Raw genomic sequence first — 20618 nt, 5'->3', positions numbered from 1 at the left:
GAGTTGGCCCCGATGACACTCACCCTGGCACCCATGGACCGGTACGCCCGCCTCGCGCGCGGCTGCCGTCCGCGTGGTTGCCGTGCGCCTGCTCGGCGTGTGCATGGGCGGCGGGTTCGGTATGTCATCGGGGACGAGCCTGGACAGGTCAATGGCATGCGATGGCCCTGCGGGGCTTGGCGGTAGGGATGCGGGCCGTTTGATTTGGGCTGCGCCCTGGCTTTGCGCTTCGCGAGAGGTGCGTTGCCGGGTGCGGGTTCGATGTGGCTGGTCGCGCAGTTCCCCGCGCCCCTATCGGGGGCGCCTTCGCCTCACGTATGCCCATCACGCGACCTTCCTTCCGACTCGATCCCGGGGCTATGCCCTGTGAGGTGGCAGCCGTATGTCCAGTGAGTTCTTCATTCCTGATCCTGAGGGTCAAGTACCCAGTGTCGAGGGGTACTTCGGGGCCTTTGGTGGCAAGTTCATTCCGGAGGCGCTCGTCGCCGCGGTGGACGAGGTCGCCGTCGAGTACGACAAGGCGAAGTCCGACCCGGAGTTCGCCCGTGAGCTCGACGATCTGCTCGTCCACTACACCGGGCGGCCCAGCTCGCTCACGGAGGTGCCCCGGTTCGCCGAGCACGCCGGGGGCGCCCGGGTCTTCCTCAAGCGGGAGGACCTGAACCACACCGGGTCCCACAAGATCAACAACGTGCTCGGGCAGGCCCTTCTCACCAAGAGGATGGGCAAGACCCGGGTCATCGCCGAGACCGGCGCCGGTCAGCACGGGGTCGCCACGGCCACCGCCTGTGCGCTGTTCGGGCTCGAGTGCACCATCTACATGGGTGAGATCGACACCCAGAGGCAAGCTCTCAACGTCGCGCGGATGCGCATGCTCGGCGCCGAGGTCATTGCCGTGAAGTCCGGCAGCCGCACCCTCAAGGACGCCATCAACGAGGCGTTCCGCGACTGGGTCGCCAACGTCGACCACACGCACTACCTGTTCGGGACCGTGGCCGGGCCGCATCCCTTCCCGGCCATGGTGCGTGACTTCCACCGGGTGATCGGTGTGGAGGCCCGCAGGCAGCTCCTGGAGCAGGCCGGACGGCTGCCCGACGCCGCCGTCGCCTGTGTGGGCGGCGGGTCCAACGCCATCGGGCTCTTCCACGCGTTCATCCCCGACGCCGGTGTACGCCTCATCGGGTGCGAGCCCGGCGGGCACGGTGTCGAGACCGGCGAGCACGCCGCCACCCTCACCGCCGGTGAGCCCGGGATCCTGCACGGGTCGCGGTCGTACGTGCTCCAGGACGAGGAGGGGCAGATCACCGAGCCCTACTCGATCTCCGCGGGGCTGGACTACCCGGGCATCGGGCCCGAACACTCCTACCTCAAGGACACCGGCCGCGCCGAGTACCGCGCGGTCACCGACGACGCCGCCATGCAGGCACTGCGTCTGCTGTCCCGTACCGAGGGCATCATCCCGGCCATCGAGAGCGCGCACGCGCTGGCCGGGGCGCTGGAGGTCGGCAAGGAGCTGGGCAAGGACGGGCTGATCGTCATCAACCTCTCCGGGCGCGGCGACAAGGACATGGACACCGCCGCGCGGTACTTCGGCCTGTATGACACGCAGGCGGATGCCGTTGTTGCCGCTGACGCCGGTAGCGGCGTCGCCGAGATCGAGGGGGACGCCAAGTGAGCGGCGCTGTGCTTTTTGGGAATGGCCAGCTGTTGAGTGACACCCTCGCCGGTACCAAGTCCGAGGGGCGGGCCGCGCTCATCGCGTACCTGCCCGCCGGGTTCCCGACCGTCGACGGTGGGATCGACGCCATCAAGGCCGTGTTCGACGGCGGCGCCGACATCGTCGAGGTCGGGCTGCCGCACAGCGACCCGGTGCTCGACGGGCCGGTCATCCAGACCGCCGACGACATCGCCCTGCGCGGCGGAGTCAAGATCGCGGACGTCATGCGTACGGTCCGGGAGGCGTTCGAGGCCACCGGGAAACCGGTGCTCGTCATGACGTACTGGAACCCGATCGACCGCTACGGCGTCGAGCGCTTCACCGCCGAGCTCGCGGAGGCGGGCGGGGCGGGGTGCATCCTGCCGGATCTCCCCGTGCAGGAGTCGGCGCTGTGGAGGGAGCACGCGGAGAAGCACGGGCTCGCCACCGTGTTCGTCGTCGCGCCCAGCAGCAAGGACGCGCGGCTCGGTGAGATCACGGCGGCGGGCAGCGGGTTCGTGTACGCCGCCTCGCTCATGGGTGTCACCGGGACCCGGGCGTCGGTCGGTGCGCAGGCGGAGGACCTGGTCCGGCGCACCCGGGGCACGGGTACCGAGCTGCCGGTGTGTGTCGGGCTCGGCGTCTCCACCGCGGCCCAGGCGGCCGAGGTCGCCGGGTTCGCCGACGGGGTGATCGTCGGGTCGGCCTTCGTGAAGCGGATGCTCGACGCGCCGGACCACGCGGCCGGCATCGAGGCCGTGCGGGAGCTCGCGGGCGACCTCGCGAAGGGCGTGCGCGGAACCGCATAACCAGCGGGTACATCGAGCGGGACCATTTCGTACAGCTCGCCCGAACGGGTGGACCTGGGGCCGGGGAGACGCAATGCGTCTCCCCGGTTCGTTCTGCGGGGTGTGAGCGAGAAGAATCGAGACGGAAAGCGCACCGCCCGCGAGCGGCTGGCGGTCGAGCGTGAGAAGCAGAGGTCCGCGGAGAAGCGCCGACGGGTGTTGATCGTCGGCGCCAGTGTCGTCTGCGTGCTGGGTCTCGCGGCGGTGATCGGCGTCGTCGCCGCGAACGCCGGCAAGGACAGCAAGAGCGACAGCGCCGGTCCGGTCGTGGCGCCCTCGGGCGCGCAGGGCAAGGACAGCCTCGCGATCCCCGTGGGCAAGGAGAGCGCCAAGTCGACGCTCACGGTGTGGGAGGACTTCCGCTGTCCGGCCTGCCAGTCCTTCGAGACCAACTACCGTTCGGCGATCCATGAGTTGACGGCCGCGGGCAAGCTCAAGGTGGAGTACCACCTGGCGACGATCATCGACGGCAACATGGGCGGCAGCGGCTCCCGGCACGCGGCCAATGCCGCCGCCTGCGCCCAGGACGTCGGAAAGTTCACCGAGTACCACGACGTGCTGTACGACAACCAGCCGCAGGAAGCCGACGACGCCTTCGCCAAGGACAGCAAGCTCATCGAGCTGGCGCAGAAGGTCGACGGGCTCGACACGGCCACGTTCCGGACATGTGTCGAGGACGGCAGGCACAACAGCTGGGTCGCGAAGTCGAACCAGGCCTTCCAGAGCGGTGGCTTCGGCGGCACGCCGACCGTGCTGCTCAACGGGACGAACATCTACCAGGACCAGACGATGACTCCGGCGAAGCTGAAGCAGATGGTGGAGGCCGCTGACAAGGCGTAGAGCACAGGCGTTCCGGGTCACCCTGGTGCCTTCGGCTTCCTCTCGTGAGCGGAGCCGGAGGCACCGCCCGTTATGGAGCCGTTGCCCGGGGCGGCTCACACCCGCCGGGTCCGTCAAGGTAGCGTCGGGGCTGCCATGGAAATCGCCTTCATTCCCAGTCCGTCGCGCGGGGTGTACCACCTTGGGATCATTCCGCTGCGCGGCTACGCGTTCTGCATCATCATCGGGGTCTTCGTCGCGGTCTGGCTCGGCAACAAGCGCTGGCTCGCCCGCGGCGGGCGAGCGGGCACCGTAGCCGACATCGCGGTCTGGGCCGTGCCCTTCGGCCTGGTCGGTGGCCGGCTCTACCACGTGATCACGGACTACGAGCTGTACTTCAGCGAGGGCCGTAACTGGGTGGACGCCTTCAAGATCTGGGAGGGCGGCCTCGGTATCTGGGGCGCGATCGCCCTCGGCGCGCTGGGCGCGTGGATCGGCTGCCGTCGACGCGGTATCCCGCTGCCGGCGTGGGCCGACGCCCTCGCCCCCGGTATCGCCCTCGCACAGGCGTGCGGTCGGTGGGGCAACTGGTTCAACCAGGAGCTGTACGGGCGCGAGACCACCGTCCCCTGGGCCGTGCACATCACCTCCTCGACCGACGGCCGGGTTCCGGGCTACTACCACCCGACGTTCCTGTACGAGTCCCTGTGGTGCGTCGGCGTCGCGGTGCTGGTCATCTGGGCCGACCGCCGCTTCAAGCTCGGGCACGGACGGGCGTTCGCGCTGTATGTCGCGGCCTACTGTGTGGGCCGCTTCTGGATCGAGTACCTGCGCGTCGACGAAGCCCACCACATCCTGGGCATGCGGCTGAACAACTGGACCGCGATCGTCGTGTTCATCCTCGCGGTGGTCTACTTCGTGCTCTCGGCGCGGAACCGGCCGGGCCGGGAGGAAGTCGTCGAGCCGGATCTCTCCGACGGTTCGGCAGCGGACGGTGCCGAAGACGAGGGTGATGGTGACGGGGAATCGGGGGACGTGAAGGCCGGGACCGATACGGACGGCGCGGCCAAGACCGAGGACGACGGCGCGGGCGAGAGCAAGGCCGACTCCGAGGCCGAGGAAGACAGTAAATCCGAGGCCCAGGCGGAGCCGACCAAGAAGAGCTGAGTGCCTGCCGTACGAGGATGAGGGCGCCCCGGGGAAACCGGGGCGCCCTCCTTCGTCGTGTGGGTCAGGGGCGGGTGCGGTCGGCCAGGGACAGGGTTCTGCGGGCGGCGGCCACCACCGCCGCGTCGATGAAGCGGCCGTCCGGGAGGGCCTGGGCGCCCTCGTCCGTCGCGGCCGCCTTGACGATCTGCTCGGCCGCCTCGGTCTCTGCCTGGGTGGGCAGGTAGGCGCGTTCGATGACCGGGAGCTGGCGGGGGTGGATGGCGGCCCGGCCCAGGAAGCCCAGGGCGCGGCCGTGGGCGCAGGACGCGGCCAGGGTGTCGAGGTCCCGGGTGTCCGGGTGGACCGACTGGGGCGGCGGGGCGAGTCCGGCCGCCCGGGCGGCCACGACGACGCGGGAGCGGCACCAGTCGAGGCCCGCGTCCTCTCGTACCCCCAGATCCGCCCGGAGGTCGGCCTCGCCGAGTGCGATGCCGTGCAGGGTGGGGTGGGCGGTCGCGACGGCGAAAGCGTGTTCGATGCCGAGGGCGGTTTCGAGGAGGGCGTAGAGCCCGATCCCGGGTGCCGTCCCGCAGGTGGCCACCTGGACCACCTCCTCCGGTGCCGTCACCTTCGGGAGCCGTAGGCCGGCCAGGCCGGGGAGGTTTCGGAGGGCCTGGAGGTCGGGGGTGGCCAGGGGGCCGCCGAGGGCGTTGATCCGGACGTGGACCGGGACGGGTTGGGGGTCGGTGAGGCGTTCGGCGGTGGCTGTGCGGGCGTACTCCTTGCGGTCGGGGGCGACCGCGTCCTCCAGGTCGACGACGACCACGTCGGCGCCGGACGCGAGCGCCTTGGACACCACTTCGGGGCGGTCGCCGGGGACGTACAGCCAGGTCAGGGGGACGGCCTTCACAGGGCGCCCTCCGTGCGCAGGGCGTCGATGTCGGGCCCGGTCAGGCCCAGTTCGGTGAGGACGGCCGTGGTGTCCGCGCCGTGCGGGCGGCCCGCCCAGCGGATCGCGCCGGGGGTCGCGGAGAGGCGGAAGAGGACGTTCTGCATGCGCAAGGGGCCCAGGTCGGGGTCGTCGACCGTGGTGATGGTGCCCAGGGCCTGGTACTGCGGGTCGGTCATCACATCCCGTACGTCCTGGATCGGGGCCACCGCCGCCTCCGCCTTCTCGAAGGCCGCCATGACGTCGGAGTGGGAGTGCCGGGCGATCCAGCTGCCGACCGCCTCGTCGAGGACGTCCGTGTGGCGGGCGCGGTCGGCGCCCGTGGCGAACCAGGGCTCGTCGATCAGCTCCGGGCGGCCGACCAGACGCATCACGCGCTCGGCGATCGACTGCGCCGAGGTCGACACGGCGACCCAGGTGCCGTCGGCCGTGCGGTAGGTGTTGCGGGGGGCGTTGTTCTGCGAGCGGTTGCCGGTGCGCGGCTGGACGTGGCCCAACTGGTCGTACCAGAGCGGCTGCGGGCCCAGGACGGTGAGGATCGGCTCGATGATCGCCATGTCGACGACCTGTCCCTCGCCGGTGCGGTCCCGGGCGGTGAGCGCCGTCATGACGGCGTACGCGGTCGCCAGGCCCGCGATCGAGTCGGCGAGGCCGAAGGGTGGGAGCGTCGGGGGCGCGTCCGGTTCGCCGGTGATCGCGGCGAACCCGCTCATCGCCTCGGCGAGGGTGCCGAAGCCGGGGCGATGGGCGTAGGGGCCGAACTGGCCGAAGCCGGTGACCCGGGCCAGGACCAGGCGCGGGTTGGCGATGGACAGCTCCGGCCAGCCCAGGTCCCATTTCTCCAGGGTGCCGGGGCGGAAGTTCTCGATGATCACGTCGGCGGTCGTCGCGAGTTGGAGGAGGGTGGTTCGGCCGCCGGGCCGGGAGAGGTCCAGGGTCATCGTGCGCTTGTTGCGGCCCAGCAGCTTCCACCACAGGCCGATGCCGTCCTTGGACGGGCCGTGGCCGCGGGAGGGGTCCGGTTTCGCTGGGTGCTCGATCTTGATCACTTCGGCGCCGAAGTCGCCGAGCATGGTGGCGGCGAGCGGGCCGGCGAAGAGGGTGGCGAGGTCGAGGACGCGCAGGCCGGTGAGGGGGGCCGCGGTGGCCGTGGTGGCTGTGGTCGTACCGCGTTCGGGTGTGTTCATGACGTGTACCTCGTCTCGATCTCCGAGCGGTACGGCATCGACGCCGACGCGCCCGCCCGCTGTACGGAGAGTGCGCCGGCCGCCGCGGCCCAGGCCAGGGCGTCCGGCATCGGGCGGCCCTCGGTCAGGGCCACTGCGAGGGCGCCGACGAAGGTGTCGCCGGCGCCGGTCGAGTCGACGGCTGTGACGGGTGGCGCGGGGACGGTGAGGGTGTCGGGTTCGGCGCCCCGGGTCGCGTACAGGCTGCCGGCCGCGCCCAGGGTGACCACGACCTCCGGTACCTGGTCGAGGAGTGCGAGGGCTGCCTGGTGGGGGTCGGTGTGGCCGGTGAGGGCCGCGGCCTCGTGCTCGTTCGGCACCAACAGGTCGGTGGCGGCGAGGAGTTCGGGTGGGAGCGGTTGGGCGGGGGCCGGGGTGAGGATCGTGCGGACGCCGTGGCGGCGAGCTGCCTGGGCGCCCTCGACGACCGCCGTGAGCGGGATCTCCAGCTGGAGCAGCAGCGCGTCGGCGGTCGCGATCAGGCCCTCGTCGCCGGGGGCGAGAGCGGTGACGGTGCCGTTGGCGGCGGGGATGACGACGATCGCGTTGCCGCCCTCGTCGTCCACCACGATGTGCGCGGTGCCGGAGTCGCCCTCGACGGTGCGGAGATGGTTTGTGGTCACGCCCGAGAGTTCGAGGGTGGAGCGGAGTCGGGTGCCGTACGCGTCGTTGCCCACCGCTCCGATCATCGAGACGTCGGCGCCCGCGCGGGACGCCGCCACCGCCTGGTTGGCGCCCTTGCCGCCGGGGATCGTGCGGAACTCACGTCCCGTCACCGTCTCCCCGCGCTGCGGGGCCTTGCTGACGTACGCGACGAGGTCCATGTTCGTGCTGCCCAGCACGGCGATATGGGTCATGGGTGGGTTGCCTCCAAGTGAGTGAGGGCGTACGTCAGTTGGGCGAGGGAGTCGAAGCCGGTGCCGTTGAAGTCCGCTACGGAGGTGGCCAGTTGGTTCTTCAGCGGGTGCGTCCAGCGGTCGGGGAGGGCATCCGGGGAGCCTGCGAGGAGGGCGGCGATGCCGCCGGCCGTCGCGCCGTTCGAGTCGGTGTCCCAACCGCCGGACACGGCACGGCAGATGGAGCCGGAGAAGTCGCCGTCGGCGTGGGTGAGGGCAGCGGCGATCAGGGCGGTGTTGGGGATGGCGTGGACCCAGTGGTGGGTGGGCGAGTAGGTCGTGTGCAGTTCGTCCACGACGTCGGCGAAGTCGTGGTGGGCTTCGGCCAGTCGGATGCCGTGGCGGACGGCCACGGCCAGGCGGGAGTGCGGGGGGACGACGGTGAGGCCGGTGCGCAGGCAGGCGTGGATGTCGTGGGCGCCGGTGGCGGCCTGCGCGATGGTGGCCGCCGTGAACATCGCCGCGTAGACGCCGTTGGCGGTGTGGGTGAGGGTGGCGTCGCGGTACGCCTGTTCGGCGGCGGCGGCCGGGGCGCCGGGGTTGGTCCAGCCGTGGACGTCGGCGCGGATCAGGGCGCCGATCCATTCGCGGAACGGGTTGCGGTGGCGGGCGGTGAACGGGGGTTCGAGGCCGGAGAGGAGGTTGCGGTAGGCGATGCGCTCGGCCGTGAAGGTGCGGCCTGCGGGGAGTTCGTCCAGCCAGAGTTTCGCCACGTCTGTGGTGGTGAAGGCGGGGCCGTGGCGTTGGAGCAGGAGGAGGTTGAGGAGGGGGTAGTTGAGGTCGTCGTCCTCGGGCATGCCGTTGATGTTCTCGGCGAGGGAGGTGCCGGCCGAGCGGCGGTTCCAGGGGTGGCGCGCTGCGAGTTCCTCGGGGACTCCTCTGGCCGTGAACCAGGTGGTCAGGGGCCAGTTGCCGGTTGCCTGGGCCAGTTGACGGATGGCGGTGAGGGGGAGTTTCTCCACCGGTTTGCCCAGGAGGCAGCCGGCGGCGCGGCCCAGCCAGGCGGCTTCCAGGCGGAGCGGGGTGAGGGCTGAGGCGGGGCGGATTTCTTCCCCAGGCCCACCCCTTCCCGAAACCGGGGGCTCCGCCCCCGGACCCCCGAGGGCAGGGTCGCCGTCGGGTGGGAGGGCGGTCCGTGAGGCTGCTGACGTTGCCCGGGCCGGGCTCCGGGTGGCCGGGTGCGAGTCCGTCTCTGGGTCCCCGAGGGTGGGGTTGCGGTCGGGTGGCAGGGCCCGTGAGGCTGCTGACGTCGTCCGGGCCGGGTCCCGGGTGGCTGGGTGTGAGTCGGTCTCCGGATCGCCGAGGGTGGGGTTGGAGGGGGCCTGTGAGGGCGTGGTCCTCGTCTGGGCCGGGTCCCAGGTGGGCGGGTGTGAGTCCGTCTCCGGGGCCCCGGGGGCGGGGTTGAGGCCGGGTGGCAGGGGGGTCCGTGAGGCTGCCGTCGTCGTCCGGGCCAGGTTCCGGGTGGCTGGGTGTGAGTCCGCCTCTGGGTCCCCGAGGGTGGGGTTGCAGGGGGCCTGTGAGGCTGCTGTCCTCGCCCCGGCCGGGTCCCGGGTGGTCGTGTGCGAGTTCGCTGCCGGGTTCCCGGGGGCGGGGTTGCGGGTCTCGTCGGTCGGCCAGTCGGGGCACAGGGCGCGGATACTGGGCAGGTCTGTTGGCTCCTGGTCCGCCAACCTGCTGGGCAGGTCTGCCAGTTCGTCCAGCAGATCGTTGGCCAGTTGCCGCAGGTATCGGGAGGGCCGGTCCGGTGACGCGCCCGCTCGGAGGGGGGCCTCCGGGCCGCCCGCCGCTCGCCAGCGGGCGGCGATTCTGCCGGGCTCGCGGCCGTCCTGGGCCGCCTGGCGCAGCTCATGGCCGATCAGGTCCTCCGGCTGGACCCAGGTCAGTCGGAGCATTCCGGGCTCCTGAGCTGTGCGAACGCCGTTTCGTGGGACCGGCGTCGACCCACGTCCCGGGCGAAGACCTCCCGGGTCACCTCGGCCAGCGTTCGCGCGGGCTCCCACAGATCCAGGCGGCTCGCCTCCGCGACCGTCTTCGACCAGTCGGCCGGCACCTCGGAGCCCAGGGCGCCCGCGAGGGCCCCGGCCATCGTCGCGATCGAGTCGCAGTCGCGGCCGTAGTTCACCGAACCCAGCACCGCATGCCGGTAGTTGCCGCCCGACACCACCAACATGCCCAGTGCCAGCGGGAGTTCCTCGATCGCGTGGAGACGGGACGGGCGACGGGCGCCCAGCGACGGGGTGCGGTAGTCCGGGCCCACCGTGTCGTACGGAGTCACCGCCTCCCGCAGCGGACGCAGCGCCGACTCGAAGTCCGTGTAGCGGGAGGCCACTTCGCACACCGTCTCGATCGCGGCCCGGGTGCCGTCCTTCGCCAGGGACAGACAGGAGCCGATCACGGAGTCGGGGGTCGCGTCCGGGGCGCACGCCGCCGCCACCGCCGCTGCGAAGACCGCCGCCGCCTCTCGGCCGTACGAGGACTGGTGGGCGCCCGCGATGTCGAGGGCCTCGGCGTACGCGCCCGCCGGGTTGGCCGCGTTGACCAGGCCGACCGGGGCCATGTACATCGCCGCACCGCAGTTGACGATGTTGCCCACGCCTGCCTCGCGGGGGTCGACGTGGCCGTAGTGGAGCCTGGCCACCAGCCATTTCTCCGCCAGGAAGAGGCGCTGCAGGGGAAGCGCCTCGGCCTCCAACTCCGGGATCCAGCGCGGGTTCGTCATCAGGTCCGGCACCAGGTGGTCGGCGACCGCGTACGCGTCCAGATGGTCACGGACCTGGGCGTACACCCGTACCAGCGCGTGGGTCATCAAGGTGTCGTCGGTGACGTGGCCGTCGCCCTTGTGGTACGGGGCGATCGGGCGGGCGGTGCGCCAGGCGTCCCCGTTCCAGGGGCCGACGATGCCGTGGACGCGGCCCGCGTGGCGTTCGAGGATCTGCTCCGGTGAGTAGCCCTCGACGGGGCCGCCGAGCGCGTCGCCGACGGCCGCGCCGACCAGGGCGCCGGCGATCCGCTCGTCCAGCCCCACCGCGTGACCTGCTGCTCCTGCGCGTACTGCTCGGGTTTCTTCTCCTTTGGGCGTCATGCCCGAATCATCCACCTGGAGTGGCCCGTTGCGTGGCTTCCAGGAGTTCGGCGAGTTCCACGAGGTCGGTGCCGGTCAGCCGGGGGAGGGTGCAGCCGGAGAGGGTGCGGCAGGCGTCCCGCCAGGCCGCCGGGATCGCGGCGCCGCCGCCCAGCGCGCCGGTGAGGGCGCCCGCCAGCGCCGGGGCCGAGTCCGCGACCCGGGACAGACAGGCCGCTGCCGGGACCGCATCGGCGATCCGCCCCTGGGCCGCGGTGGCCAGTGCGAGAGCGACCGGGACGGTCTCGGCGGCGGCGATACCGTAGCTGTAGACGTGGTCCACGATCTGGTGCTCCAGCAGCGGGACCAGGGCGAACGCGCTCTCGGCGTCCTGGGCCAGCTTCAGCGCGTGGCGGGCGTTGCGGCCGATCTCGGTGGACTCCGGGAGTTCCGTGAGAGCCGCGGTGACGCACTCGTCCACTGTCGCTCCCGCCAGCGCCAGTGCGAGGGCCGCCGCCATCGCGCGGGCGCCGTGCACGCCGTCGCCGTCCTGGGTGTAGCGGGCGTCGAACTCGGCCAGTTCGGCGGCGAGTCGGGGGTCGCCCGGGTGGGCCACCGCCAGCACACAGGCCCGTACGCAGGCCGCGTCGTCGAAGTAGTGCGGGTTGTCGTGGCCGGTGGCGGGCGGGCGCAGACCGGCGGCGAGGTTGCCGAGGCCGGCGCGTACGGAGATACGGGCGCGCAGGGGCAGTACCGCCGACTCGACCTCGGGGGCGCGTTCCGCCGCTGCGGCCACCTCACTGGCGACCGCGTTCCAGGACAGGTCGATGGCGGCGCGGGCGCGGCGCTCGCGGCTCAGGTCGCCCAGCACGGTGTCGTCGCCTGCCCGCAGCAGGGCCTCGGCCGCGAACGCCGCCCACTCGGCGTCGTCGGAGGGGCCGAGTCGGAGGGGTTCCGGGGGCTGGTTGAGGGCGATCGGTACGGGGAGTGTGGTCGTCGCGTTCTGCTCGGCGAAGGTGTCCAGTTCGCGGGTGAGGCGGCGGGTCCAGTCGGGCATCCTGGCCGCCCGGTGCCGGGCGGCCGGCCAGCCGGCGGCGTCCCCGGCGGCCAGGCCCAGGAGCAGGCCCTCGACGCGGCGGGTGCTCATGGGCGGACCTCGGCTTCGGCTCGGGTGGGGTTTTTCGCCCCCGCCGCCCCTACCCGTTCCCATCCCTGGGGGCTGCGCCCCCAGACCCCCGCTGTCGGCCCTGAACGGGCCTCGTCCTCAAACGCCGGACGGGCTGAAATGCGGGCGCTGGGGCTGAAGTGATGGCGGGGGCTGGTGGGTTTCACAGCTGTGCCTCCGTTTCTGCTGCCGTGTCCTCGTCCGGGGCGAGGACGTACTCTGCCCGCTCCCGTGCGACAGGCTTCGCGCCCCACTTGCCGCCCTCGCCCGGGGTCAGGAGTTCCGCCACGTCGAGGACGTGGTGGCCTGCCATGGAGGGGAGGCAGGAGCCGCGGGCCGGGCCGATCGCGTCCGCCCACTCGGGCGGGATGGCCGAGGCGCCGTGGGTCGCGCCTGCCAGGGCGCCCGCCACCGCTGCTGTCGTGTCCGCGTCGCGGCCCATGTTGACGGCTGTCAGGACCGATTCCCTGAAGTCGCCGTCGGCCGCCGCGTACGCGCCGAAGGCGAGGGCGACGGCTTCGGGGGCCAGGTCGGTCCAGGGGTAGCCGCCGATCACCACCGCGGAGCGCACCGCGCGTTCGCCTCGGTGGGCCACCGCCACCGCCCGGCGGAGTGAGCGGGCCGTCCAGCTGTCGTCCGGGACCACCGCCAGGGCTGACGCCACTACCGCGATCGTCGGGGCGCCCGCCATCGCCGCCGCCACGCCCGCCGCCACCGCCTGGCCGCCGTAGATGCCCTCGCCGTCATGGCTCACCGAGCCGTCGATCGCCACCAGCCGGGCCGCCTCGGCCGGGCGGCCCGCCGCGAAGACGCCGAAGGGGGCCGCGCGCATCGCCAGACCGTCGCTCCAGGCGTGGCGGTGCTGGGCCGAGATGGGGGCTGCCAAGCCTCGGCGGAGGTTTTCCAGCGTGCCTCGTTCGCTGAAACCCGCGCCCCGGAAGGGGCCCTCGTCGAGGTCGGCGATCCACTGGTGCCAGGCCGCCTCCACATGGGCCGGGGTGAGGGCCGAGCCGTGCCGGGCGAGGAGGAGGCCGGAGAAGATCGCGTACTCCGTGTCGTCCGTGCCGGCGGGGTTCTCGGACACGTATCCGGTGATGCGGCCCCAGCGGGCGCGGATCTCCGACGGCTTCATGTTCTCGGCGGGGGCGCCGAGCGCGTCCCCCACGGCGAGGCCCAGCAGGGCGCCGCGTGCTCTGTCGCGGAGTCGGGCGGCGTCCCCGGGCGCCGGGACCGAGGGAATGCAGGCGATCGATGCCATACGCGCGGCCTCTCCTCCGGTGGGTTCCGGGCGCTCCCTCGCGGGGAGCGGAACCCTTTGCGGAACTGTTCCACCGGCGGGGTTCGCACGAGCCTCAGGCGCCCCATCATCACCCGGTCGACATATGTGCGAGCACCCTCACGGATGAGCGAGATGGGTGAATATGCAGGTGAGGGCAGCCTTTCCTTGCTGGTGCAGGGGGAATCTGCGGCGTATTTTTGGTGTTGTCGAAAAGTGGAATCAGTCCAACTTGGAAACATTCCAGAAGCAACGCCCGAAGCGAGTTGGGGGACGGCATGGCCATCATCGGGACCGAGGCGGCGCTGCACGAGGCGCACCGCGACAACCACACTCACCGGGATGTGACCGGAGGGTGGCTGCGGCCTGCCGTCTTCGGGGCGATGGACGGGCTCGTCTCCAACCTCGCCCTGATGACCGGTGTGGCGGGCGGGGCTGTCTCGCATCGGACGATCGTCATCACCGGGCTCGCCGGTCTTGCCGCCGGCGCCTTCTCCATGGCCGCCGGGGAGTACACCTCCGTGGCCTCGCAGCGCGAGCTCGTCCAGGCTGAACTCGACGTCGAGCGACGGGAGTTGAGGAAGCATCCGGTGGATGAGGAGCGTGAGCTCGCCGACCTCTACGAGTCCCGGGGTGTCGAGCCGGAACTCGCCCGTGAAGTCGCCCGGCAGCTCTCGCACGACCCCGAACAGGCGCTGGAGATACATGCCCGTGAGGAACTGGGTGTCGACCCCGGTGACCTGCCCTCGCCCACCGTCGCCGCGGTGTCGTCCTTCGGGGCGTTCGCGCTGGGTGCGCTGCTCCCCGTACTGCCGTATCTGCTGGGGGCGACCGCGCTCTGGCCGGCCGTGCTGGTCGCGCTCGTCGGGCTCTTCGGATGTGGGGCGGTGGTGGCCCGGGTGACGGCTCGGACCTGGTGGTTCAGCGGGTTGCGGCAGCTCGCGCTGGGCGGAGCGGCGGCCGGTGTGACGTACGCCCTGGGCAACCTGTTCGGTGCGGCCGTAGGATAGGGGATCGTGCACTTATGCGTTGGGCCGCATAAGTAGCCGTTACCCGCTGGTTTCGAACGCTTAACCACGGGGCATGAGCCGTAAGCGCTGTGGGCAATGAAGCCTGCGGCGCACCCGCGAGGGGGCGACAACGCTCTCCTTGCCATGGGTCGAGGGACAACGATCTGTCCGCTTCGACCCCCATTGCTTCCACCGCCGCGCGGTCACCATGCCGCGCACCGCGGTGTCCGCATGTTGGTACGCGGTATCCGGTTCCCGAGAACCGCCCCATCATGTAACCTGCACGAAATTTTGCACTCCAGAGGGCCAACGTCGTCCCTCGGCACCATGCATATGCCACACAACGACGACGGGAGAGCCGATGCGTACGCCGCGCCAGCCGTCCCAGCATTCCGAGAATGGCCAGAAGTGGTCCTTCATGGATGCTCGCCCTGCTGCGCAGGGTATGTACGACCCCCGCAACGAGCACGACGCCTGTGGCGTCGGTTTCGTGGCCACCCTCACCGGCGAGGCGAGCCATGCGCTGGTCGAGCAGGCGCTCACGGTTCTTCGTAACCTGGAGCACCGCGGTGCCACCGGCTCCGAGCCCGACTCCGGCGACGGCGCCGGCATCCTCTCCCAGGTTCCCGACGCCTTCTTCCGTGAGGTGGCCGGATTCGAGCTGCCCGAGGCCGGCGGCTACGCGGTCGGCATCGCCTTCCTGCCGGAGGGGCCCGCTGCCGGGACCGCCGCGGAGACGGAGCTCGCCACCGCCGACGCCGTCTCAACGATCGAGACGATCGCCGCCGAAGAAGGCCTGACCGTCCTCGGCTGGCGTGACGTTCCGGTCGCCCCCGAACTCCTCGGTGCCACCGCCCGTTCGACGATGCCCGCCTTCCGGCAGATCTTCGTCGCCGACGGCGTGAGCAAGGGCATCGACCTCGACCGCAAGGCCTTCGCGCTGCGCAAGCGCGCCGAGCGCGAGGTCGGCGTCTACTTCCCGTCGCTGTCCGCGCGGACCATCGTCTACAAGGGCATGCTGACCACCGGCCAGCTGGAGCCCTTCTTCCCGGACCTGTCCGACCGCCGCTTCGCGTCGGCCGTCGCGCTCGTCCACTCGCGCTTCTCCACGAACACCTTCCCGTCGTGGCCGCTCGCCCACCCGTACCGCTTCGTCGCGCACAACGGCGAGATCAACACGGTCAAGGGCAACCGCAACTGGATGGCGGCCCGTGAGTCGCAGCTGGTCAGCGACTTGTTCGGTGACAAGGGGCTGGAGCGGGTCTTCCCCATCTGTACCCCCGACGCCTCCGACTCCGCGTCCTTCGACGAGGTGCTCGAACTGCTCCACCTCGGTGGGCGTTCGCTGCCGCACTCCGTGCTGATGATGATCCCCGAGGCGTGGGAGAACCACACCACGATGGACTCGGCCCAGCGCGCCTTCTACCAGTTCCACGCCACGATGATGGAGCCCTGGGACGGCCCGGCCTGTGTCACCTTCACCGACGGCGTCCAGGTCGGAGCGGTCCTCGACCGCAACGGTCTGCGCCCCGGCCGCTACTGGGTCACCGACGAGGGCCTCGTCGTCCTCGGCTCCGAGGTCGGCGTCCTCGACATCGACCCCGCGAAGGTCGTCCGCAAGGGCCGCCTGCAGCCCGGCAAGATGTTCCTCGTCGACACCGCCCAGCACCGCATCATCGAGGACGACGAGATCAAGGCCGGCCTCGCCGCCGAGCAGCCCTACGCGGAGTGGCTCGAGGCCGGCGAGATCGAGCTCTCCGACCTCCCCGAGCGCGAGCACATCGTGCACACGCACGCCTCGGTCACCCGCCGCCAGCAGACCTTCGGCTACACCGAGGAAGAGCTGCGCGTCATCATCGCGCCGATGGCCAAGACCGGCGGCGAGCCGCTCGGCTCCATGGGCACCGACTCGCCCATCGCCGCGCTCAGCGAGCGTCCGCGACTGCTGTTCGACTACTTCACCCAGCTGTTCGCGCAGGTCACCAACCCGCCGCTGGACGCCATCCGCGAGGAACTGGTCACCAGCCTGCGCTCCTCCCTCGGCCCCGCCAGCAACCTGCTGGAGCCGACCGCCGCCTCCTGTCGTAGCGTCACCCTGCCCTTCCCGGTGATCGACAACGACGAGCTGGCCAAGCTCATCCACATCAACGCCGACGGCGACATGCCCGGCATGAAGGCCGCGACCCTCTCCGGCCTCTACCGGGTCAGCGGCGGCGGCGACTCCCTCGCCGCCCGCATCGACGAGATCTGCACCGAGGCCGACGCCGCGATCGAGAACGGCGCCCGTCTGATCGTCCTGTCGGACCGCCACTCGGACGCCGAGCACGCGCCGATCCCGTCGCTGCTGCTCACCGCGGCCGTCCACCACCACCTCATCCGCACCAAGCAGCGCACCCAGGTGGGCCTGCTGGTCGAGGCCGGTGACGTCCGCGAGGTCCACCACGTCGCCCTGCTCATAGGCTTCGGCGCCGCCGCGGTGAACCCGTACCTGGCGATGGAGTCCGTCGAGGACCTGGTCCGCGCCGGTACCTTCCTGCCCGGTATCGAGCCCGAGCAGGCCATCCGCAACCTGATCTACGCGCTCGGCAAGGGCGTCCTCAAGGTCATGTCGAAGATGGGCATCTCGACCGTCGCCTCCTACCGGGGCGCCCAGGTCTTCGAGGCCGTCGGTCTCGACACGGCCTTCGTCGAGAAGTACTTCCTCGGCACCGCCACCAAGATCGGCGGCGTCGGCATCGACGTCATCGCCAAGGAGGTCGCCGCCCGGCACGCGAAGGCGTACCCGGCGAGCGGTATCGCCCCGGCGCACCGCGCGCTCGACATAGGCGGCGAGTACCAGTGGCGCCGCGAGGGTGAGCCGCACCTGTTCGACCCGGAGACGGTCTTCCGCCTCCAGCACTCCACGCGCACCCGCCGCTACGACATCTTCAAGAAGTACACGGACCGGGTGAACGAGCAGTCCGAGCGGCTGATGACGCTCCGCGGGCTGTTCGGTTTCAAGAGCGACCGCCCGTCGATCTCCATCGACGAGGTCGAGCCGGTCAGCGAGATCGTCAAGCGGTTCTCCACCGGCGCCATGTCGTACGGCTCCATCTCCCTGGAGGCGCACGAGACGCTCGCCATCGCCATGAACCAGCTGGGCGCCAAGTCCAACACCGGTGAGGGCGGCGAGGACGCGGACCGTCTGTACGACCCGGCGCGTCGCTCGGCCATCAAGCAGGTCGCCTCCGGCCGCTTCGGTGTCACGTCCGAGTACCTGGTCAACGCGGACGACATCCAGATCAAGATGGCCCAGGGTGCCAAGCCCGGCGAGGGCGGCCAGCTGCCCGGCCACAAGGTGTACCCGTGGGTCGCCAAGACGCGTCACTCGACGCCCGGTGTCGGCCTCATCTCGCCGCCGCCGCACCACGACATCTACTCCATCGAGGACCTGGCCCAGCTGATCCACGACCTGAAGAACGCGAACCCGCAGGCGCGGATCCACGTGAAGCTGGTCTCGGAGGTCGGCGTCGGGACCGTCGCCGCCGGTGTGTCGAAGGCGCACGCGGACGTCGTGCTCATCTCCGGCCACGACGGCGGTACGGGCGCCTCGCCGCTCACCTCGCTGAAGCACGCGGGCGGTCCCTGGGAGCTCGGCCTCGCCGAGACCCAGCAGACCCTGCTGCTCAACGGCCTGCGCGACCGCATCGTCGTGCAGACCGACGGCCAGCTGAAGACCGGCCGTGACGTCGTCATCGCCGCGCTGCTGGGCGCCGAGGAGTTCGGTTTCGCGACCGCGCCGCTCGTCGTCTCCGGCTGCGTCATGATGCGCGTCTGCCACCTGGACACCTGCCCGGTCGGCATCGCCACCCAGAACCCGGTGCTCCGCGACCGGTTCGCGGGCAAGGCCGAGTACGTCGTGAACTTCTTCCAGTTCATCGCCGAAGAGGTCCGCGAGATCCTCGCCGAGCTGGGCTTCCGCACCATCGAGGAAGCCGTCGGCCGGGCCGGCACGCTCGACGTCGAGCGTGCCGTGAACCACTGGAAGGCGCAGGGCCTGGACCTGGCCCCGCTCTTCTACGTGCCCGAGCTGCCCGAGGGCGCGGTGTACCACCAGGTCATCGAGCAGGACCACGGCCTGGAGAAGGCGCTCGACAACGAGCTGATCAAGCTCGCCGCCGACGCCCTCGCCGCGAACAGCGCGACCGACGCCCAGCCGGTCCGTGCCCAGGTCGCGATCCGCAACATCAACCGCACGGTCGGCACGATGCTCGGCCACGAGGTGACGAAGAAGTTCGGCGGGGCCGGTCTGCCCGACGACACCATCGACATCACCTTCACCGGCAGCGCCGGCCAGTCCTTCGGCGCTTTCCTGCCGCGCGGTGTCACGCTGCGCCTCGAAGGCGACGCCAACGACTACGTCGGCAAGGGACTGTCGGGCGGCCGTGTGGTCGTCCGCCCGGACCGGGGCGCCGATCACCTCGCCGAGTACTCGACGATCGCGGGCAACACCATCGCGTACGGCGCGACCGGCGGCGAGCTGTTCCTGCGCGGTCGTACGGGCGAGCGGTTCTGTGTCCGCAACTCCGGTGCCACGGTGGTCTCGGAGGGCGTGGGCGACCACGGCTGCGAGTACATGACCGGCGGTCACGCGGTCGTCCTCGGCGAGACGGGCCGCAACTTCGCGGCCGGTATGTCGGGCGGTATCGCGTACGTCATCGACCTGGACCCCGCCAACGTCAACGTCGGCAACGCGGGCGCGGTCGAGGCCCTCGACGACTCCGACCGGAAGTGGCTGCACGATGTCGTGCGCCGGCACCAGGAGGAGAGCGGCTCGACGGTCGCCGAGAAGCTCCTGGCGGAGTGGGACGTCGCGGTGGAGCGCTTCAGCAAGATCATCCCCAGCACGTACAAGGCAGTGCTCGCCGCCAAGGCCGCCGCCGAGCAGGCCGGTCTCACCGAGACCGAGATCACCGAGAAGATGATGGAGGCGGCGATCAATGGCTGACCCGAAGGGCTTTCTGACCCACGGCCGCGAGGTCGCCAAGTCCCGCCCCGTCGACGTACGCCTGAAGGACTGGAACGAGGTCTACGTTCCCGGTTCGCTCCTGCCGATCATCAGTAAGCAGGCCGGCCGCTGCATGGACTGCGGTATCCCGTTCTGTCACAACGGCTGTCCGCTGGGGAACCTGATCCCCGAGTGGAACGACTACGCCTACCGCGAGGACTGGACGTCGGCGTCCGAGCGGCTGCACGCCACCAACAACTTCCCGGAGTTCACCGGCCGCCTGTGCCCGGCTCCGTGCGAGTCGGCGTGTGTGCTGGGCATCAACCAGCCCGCGGTCACCATCAAGAACGTCGAGGTCTCGATCATCGACAAGGCCTGGGAGACGGGCGACGTCGCCCCCCAGGCCCCGGAGCGCCTCTCCGGCAAGACGGTCGCGGTCATCGGGTCGGGCCCGGCGGGTCTGGCGGCTGCCCAGCAACTCACCCGCGCCGGTCACACGGTCGCGGTGTACGAGCGCGCGGACCGTATCGGCGGCCTCCTGCGCTACGGCATCCCCGAGTTCAAGATGGAGAAGCGGCACATCAACCGCCGTATCGAGCAGATGCGTGCGGAGGGCACCCGCTTCCGTACCGGTATCGAGATCGGCCGCGACCTCAAGGCGACGGACCTGCGTAAGCGGTACGACGCCGTCGTGATCGCCGCCGGTGCGACGACCGCCCGTGAACTCCCCGTCCCCGGGCGGGAGCTGAAGGGCGTCTACCAGGCGATGGAGTACCTGCCCCTGGCGAACAAGGTGCAGGAGGGCGACTTCGTGGCCCCGCCGGTCACCGCCGAGGGCAAGCACGTCGTGGTCATCGGCGGCGGCGACACGGGCGCGGACTGCGTGGGCACCGCCCACCGCCAGGGCGCGGCCTCCGTCACCCAGCTGGAGATCATGCCGCAGCCTGGCGAGGACCGGACCCCGGGGCAGCCCTGGCCGACCTTCCCGATGCTCTACAAGGTCACCTCGGCCCACGAGGAGGGCGGCGAGCGCGTCTACTCCGTCTCCACGACCCACTTCGAGGGCGACGAGCACGGCAACGTGCAGTGGCTGCACCTCACCGAGGTCGAGTTCGTCGACGGCAAGCTGACCCCGAAGCCGGGCACGGAGCGCAGGATCCCCGCCCAGCTGGTCACCCTCGCCATGGGCTTCACGGGCACCGACCGCGAAAACGGCCTCGTCGACCAGTTCGGCCTGGACCTCGACGAGCGCGGCAACATCGCCCGCGACGCCGACTTCCAGACCAACGTCCCGGGCGTGTACGTCGCCGGTGACGCCGGCCGCGGCCAGTCGCTCATCGTGTGGGCCATCGCGGAGGGCCGCTCGGCCGCCCGTGGCGTCGACCGCTTCCTGACCGGTGGCAGCGAGCTGCACGCCCCGATCCGCCCGACGGACCGTTCCCTGATGGTCTGACGCTCCACCCCAAGACGTCCCGTACAAAGGCGTACGGAACGAACAAAACCACGGCGCCCGCCACAGTCCCCGACCGGACGTGA

Annotated in this window: 15 protein-coding genes; 8 read left to right on the top strand and 7 right to left on the bottom strand. The window is 71.1% G+C overall.

The features are described 5' to 3' along the window. The first annotated feature begins 12 nt into the window (after positions 1-12). The 5 genes from trpM (at position 13) to lgt (ending at position 4530) form a co-directional block, all read left to right on the top strand. Positions 13-186 (top strand): tryptophan biosynthesis modulator TrpM, encoded by a 174-nt coding sequence (trpM, locus tag ACH4TV_RS01005; protein WP_398392886.1) that lies wholly within the window; start codon positions 13-15, stop codon positions 184-186. Between the two features lie 196 nt (positions 187-382). Next, positions 383-1675: a tryptophan synthase subunit beta gene (trpB, locus tag ACH4TV_RS01000; RefSeq protein WP_398392884.1), complete on the top strand. Its 1293-nt coding sequence runs from the start codon at positions 383-385 to the stop codon at positions 1673-1675. After that, positions 1672-2505, top strand: coding sequence for a tryptophan synthase subunit alpha (gene trpA / locus ACH4TV_RS00995; RefSeq protein WP_398392882.1), 834 nt, complete (start codon positions 1672-1674; stop codon positions 2503-2505). The genes trpB and trpA overlap by 4 nt, the downstream gene beginning before the upstream one ends. Positions 2506-2607: 102 nt before the next feature. Continuing rightward, the gene (locus ACH4TV_RS00990; protein ID WP_398392880.1) at positions 2608-3384 is read left to right on the top strand and encodes a DsbA family protein; all 777 of its coding nucleotides are present in this window, start codon (positions 2608-2610) and stop codon (positions 3382-3384) included. Between the two features lie 135 nt (positions 3385-3519). Further along, complete coding sequence (gene lgt, locus ACH4TV_RS00985) at positions 3520-4530, top strand: prolipoprotein diacylglyceryl transferase (RefSeq protein WP_398392879.1); 1011 nt, start codon at positions 3520-3522, stop codon at positions 4528-4530. Positions 4531-4594: 64 nt separating this feature from the next. On the opposite strand, the gene ACH4TV_RS00980 is transcribed toward lgt, so the two are convergent. The 7 genes from ACH4TV_RS00980 to ACH4TV_RS00950 all read right to left on the bottom strand — a co-directional run bounded on the left by ACH4TV_RS00980 (position 4595) and on the right by ACH4TV_RS00950 (position 13067). Beyond that, positions 4595-5422, bottom strand: coding sequence for an HpcH/HpaI aldolase/citrate lyase family protein (locus tag ACH4TV_RS00980; protein WP_398392877.1), 828 nt, complete (start codon positions 5420-5422; stop codon positions 4595-4597). Beyond that, positions 5419-6648, bottom strand: a complete 1230-nt coding sequence (locus ACH4TV_RS00975) for a CaiB/BaiF CoA transferase family protein (RefSeq protein WP_398392875.1) — start codon at positions 6646-6648, stop codon at positions 5419-5421. The genes ACH4TV_RS00980 and ACH4TV_RS00975 overlap by 4 nt, the downstream gene beginning before the upstream one ends. Next, a complete protein-coding gene (gene rbsK / locus ACH4TV_RS00970) occupies positions 6645-7544 on the bottom strand; it encodes a ribokinase (RefSeq protein ID WP_398392873.1) in 900 nt (299 codons plus the stop codon). The genes ACH4TV_RS00975 and rbsK overlap by 4 nt, the downstream gene beginning before the upstream one ends. Continuing rightward, entirely contained in the window at positions 7541-9037 is a 1497-nt protein-coding gene (locus ACH4TV_RS00965; RefSeq protein ID WP_398395287.1) for an ADP-ribosylglycohydrolase family protein, read from the bottom strand. The genes rbsK and ACH4TV_RS00965 overlap by 4 nt, the downstream gene beginning before the upstream one ends. A 425-nt stretch (positions 9038-9462) precedes the next feature. Next, a complete protein-coding gene (locus tag ACH4TV_RS00960; protein ID WP_398392871.1) occupies positions 9463-10665 on the bottom strand; it encodes an ADP-ribosylglycohydrolase family protein in 1203 nt (400 codons plus the stop codon). Positions 10666-10672: 7 nt separating this feature from the next. Next, positions 10673-11854, bottom strand: a complete 1182-nt coding sequence (locus ACH4TV_RS00955; RefSeq protein ID WP_398392869.1) for an ADP-ribosylglycohydrolase family protein — start codon at positions 11852-11854, stop codon at positions 10673-10675. Between the two features lie 118 nt (positions 11855-11972). Continuing rightward, a complete protein-coding gene (locus tag ACH4TV_RS00950) occupies positions 11973-13067 on the bottom strand; it encodes an ADP-ribosylglycohydrolase family protein (protein WP_398392867.1) in 1095 nt (364 codons plus the stop codon). 296 nt (positions 13068-13363) lie between these two features. Here ACH4TV_RS00950 and ACH4TV_RS00945 point away from each other — a divergent pair, with 296 nt between their 5' ends. The 3 genes from ACH4TV_RS00945 to ACH4TV_RS00935 all read left to right on the top strand — a co-directional run bounded on the left by ACH4TV_RS00945 (position 13364) and on the right by ACH4TV_RS00935 (position 20535). Beyond that, positions 13364-14095: a VIT1/CCC1 transporter family protein gene (locus ACH4TV_RS00945; RefSeq protein WP_398392865.1), complete on the top strand. Its 732-nt coding sequence runs from the start codon at positions 13364-13366 to the stop codon at positions 14093-14095. 361 nt (positions 14096-14456) lie between these two features. Then, entirely contained in the window at positions 14457-19082 is a 4626-nt protein-coding gene (gene gltB / locus ACH4TV_RS00940; protein WP_398392863.1) for a glutamate synthase large subunit, read from the top strand. Beyond that, positions 19075-20535: a glutamate synthase subunit beta gene (locus ACH4TV_RS00935; RefSeq protein ID WP_398392861.1), complete on the top strand. Its 1461-nt coding sequence runs from the start codon at positions 19075-19077 to the stop codon at positions 20533-20535. Before gltB ends, ACH4TV_RS00935 begins: the two co-directional genes overlap by 8 nt. Positions 20536-20618: the final 83 nt, after the last annotated feature.

Source organism: Streptomyces sp. NPDC020898 (genome assembly GCF_044333925.1).
Classification (GTDB): Bacteria; Actinomycetota; Actinomycetes; order Streptomycetales; family Streptomycetaceae; genus Streptomyces.
Note: the sequence above shows the minus strand (reverse complement) of the source record. Positions and strands in the feature narration are given on the sequence as shown.

What these genes read in the sequence shown, in the direction of transcription:
- trpM (WP_398392886.1), top strand. Translation starts at nt 13, where the DNA reads ATGACACTCACCCTGGCACCCATGGACCGGTACGCCCGCCTCGCGCGC.
- trpB (WP_398392884.1), top strand. Translation starts at nt 383, where the DNA reads ATGTCCAGTGAGTTCTTCATTCCTGATCCTGAGGGTCAAGTACCCAGT.
- lgt (WP_398392879.1), top strand. Translation starts at nt 3,520, where the DNA reads ATGGAAATCGCCTTCATTCCCAGTCCGTCGCGCGGGGTGTACCACCTT.
- ACH4TV_RS00975 (WP_398392875.1), bottom strand. Translation starts at nt 6,648, where the DNA reads ATGAACACACCCGAACGCGGTACGACCACAGCCACCACGGCCACCGCG.
- rbsK (WP_398392873.1), bottom strand. Translation starts at nt 7,544, where the DNA reads ATGACCCATATCGCCGTGCTGGGCAGCACGAACATGGACCTCGTCGCG.
- ACH4TV_RS00960 (WP_398392871.1), bottom strand. Translation starts at nt 10,665, where the DNA reads ATGACGCCCAAAGGAGAAGAAACCCGAGCAGTACGCGCAGGAGCAGCA.
- ACH4TV_RS00955 (WP_398392869.1), bottom strand. Translation starts at nt 11,854, where the DNA reads ATGGGAACGGGTAGGGGCGGCGGGGGCGAAAAACCCCACCCGAGCCGA.
- ACH4TV_RS00950 (WP_398392867.1), bottom strand. Translation starts at nt 13,067, where the DNA reads ATGGCATCGATCGCCTGCATTCCCTCGGTCCCGGCGCCCGGGGACGCC.
- ACH4TV_RS00945 (WP_398392865.1), top strand. Translation starts at nt 13,364, where the DNA reads ATGGCCATCATCGGGACCGAGGCGGCGCTGCACGAGGCGCACCGCGAC.
- gltB (WP_398392863.1), top strand. Translation starts at nt 14,457, where the DNA reads ATGCGTACGCCGCGCCAGCCGTCCCAGCATTCCGAGAATGGCCAGAAG.
- ACH4TV_RS00935 (WP_398392861.1), top strand. Translation starts at nt 19,075, where the DNA reads ATGGCTGACCCGAAGGGCTTTCTGACCCACGGCCGCGAGGTCGCCAAG.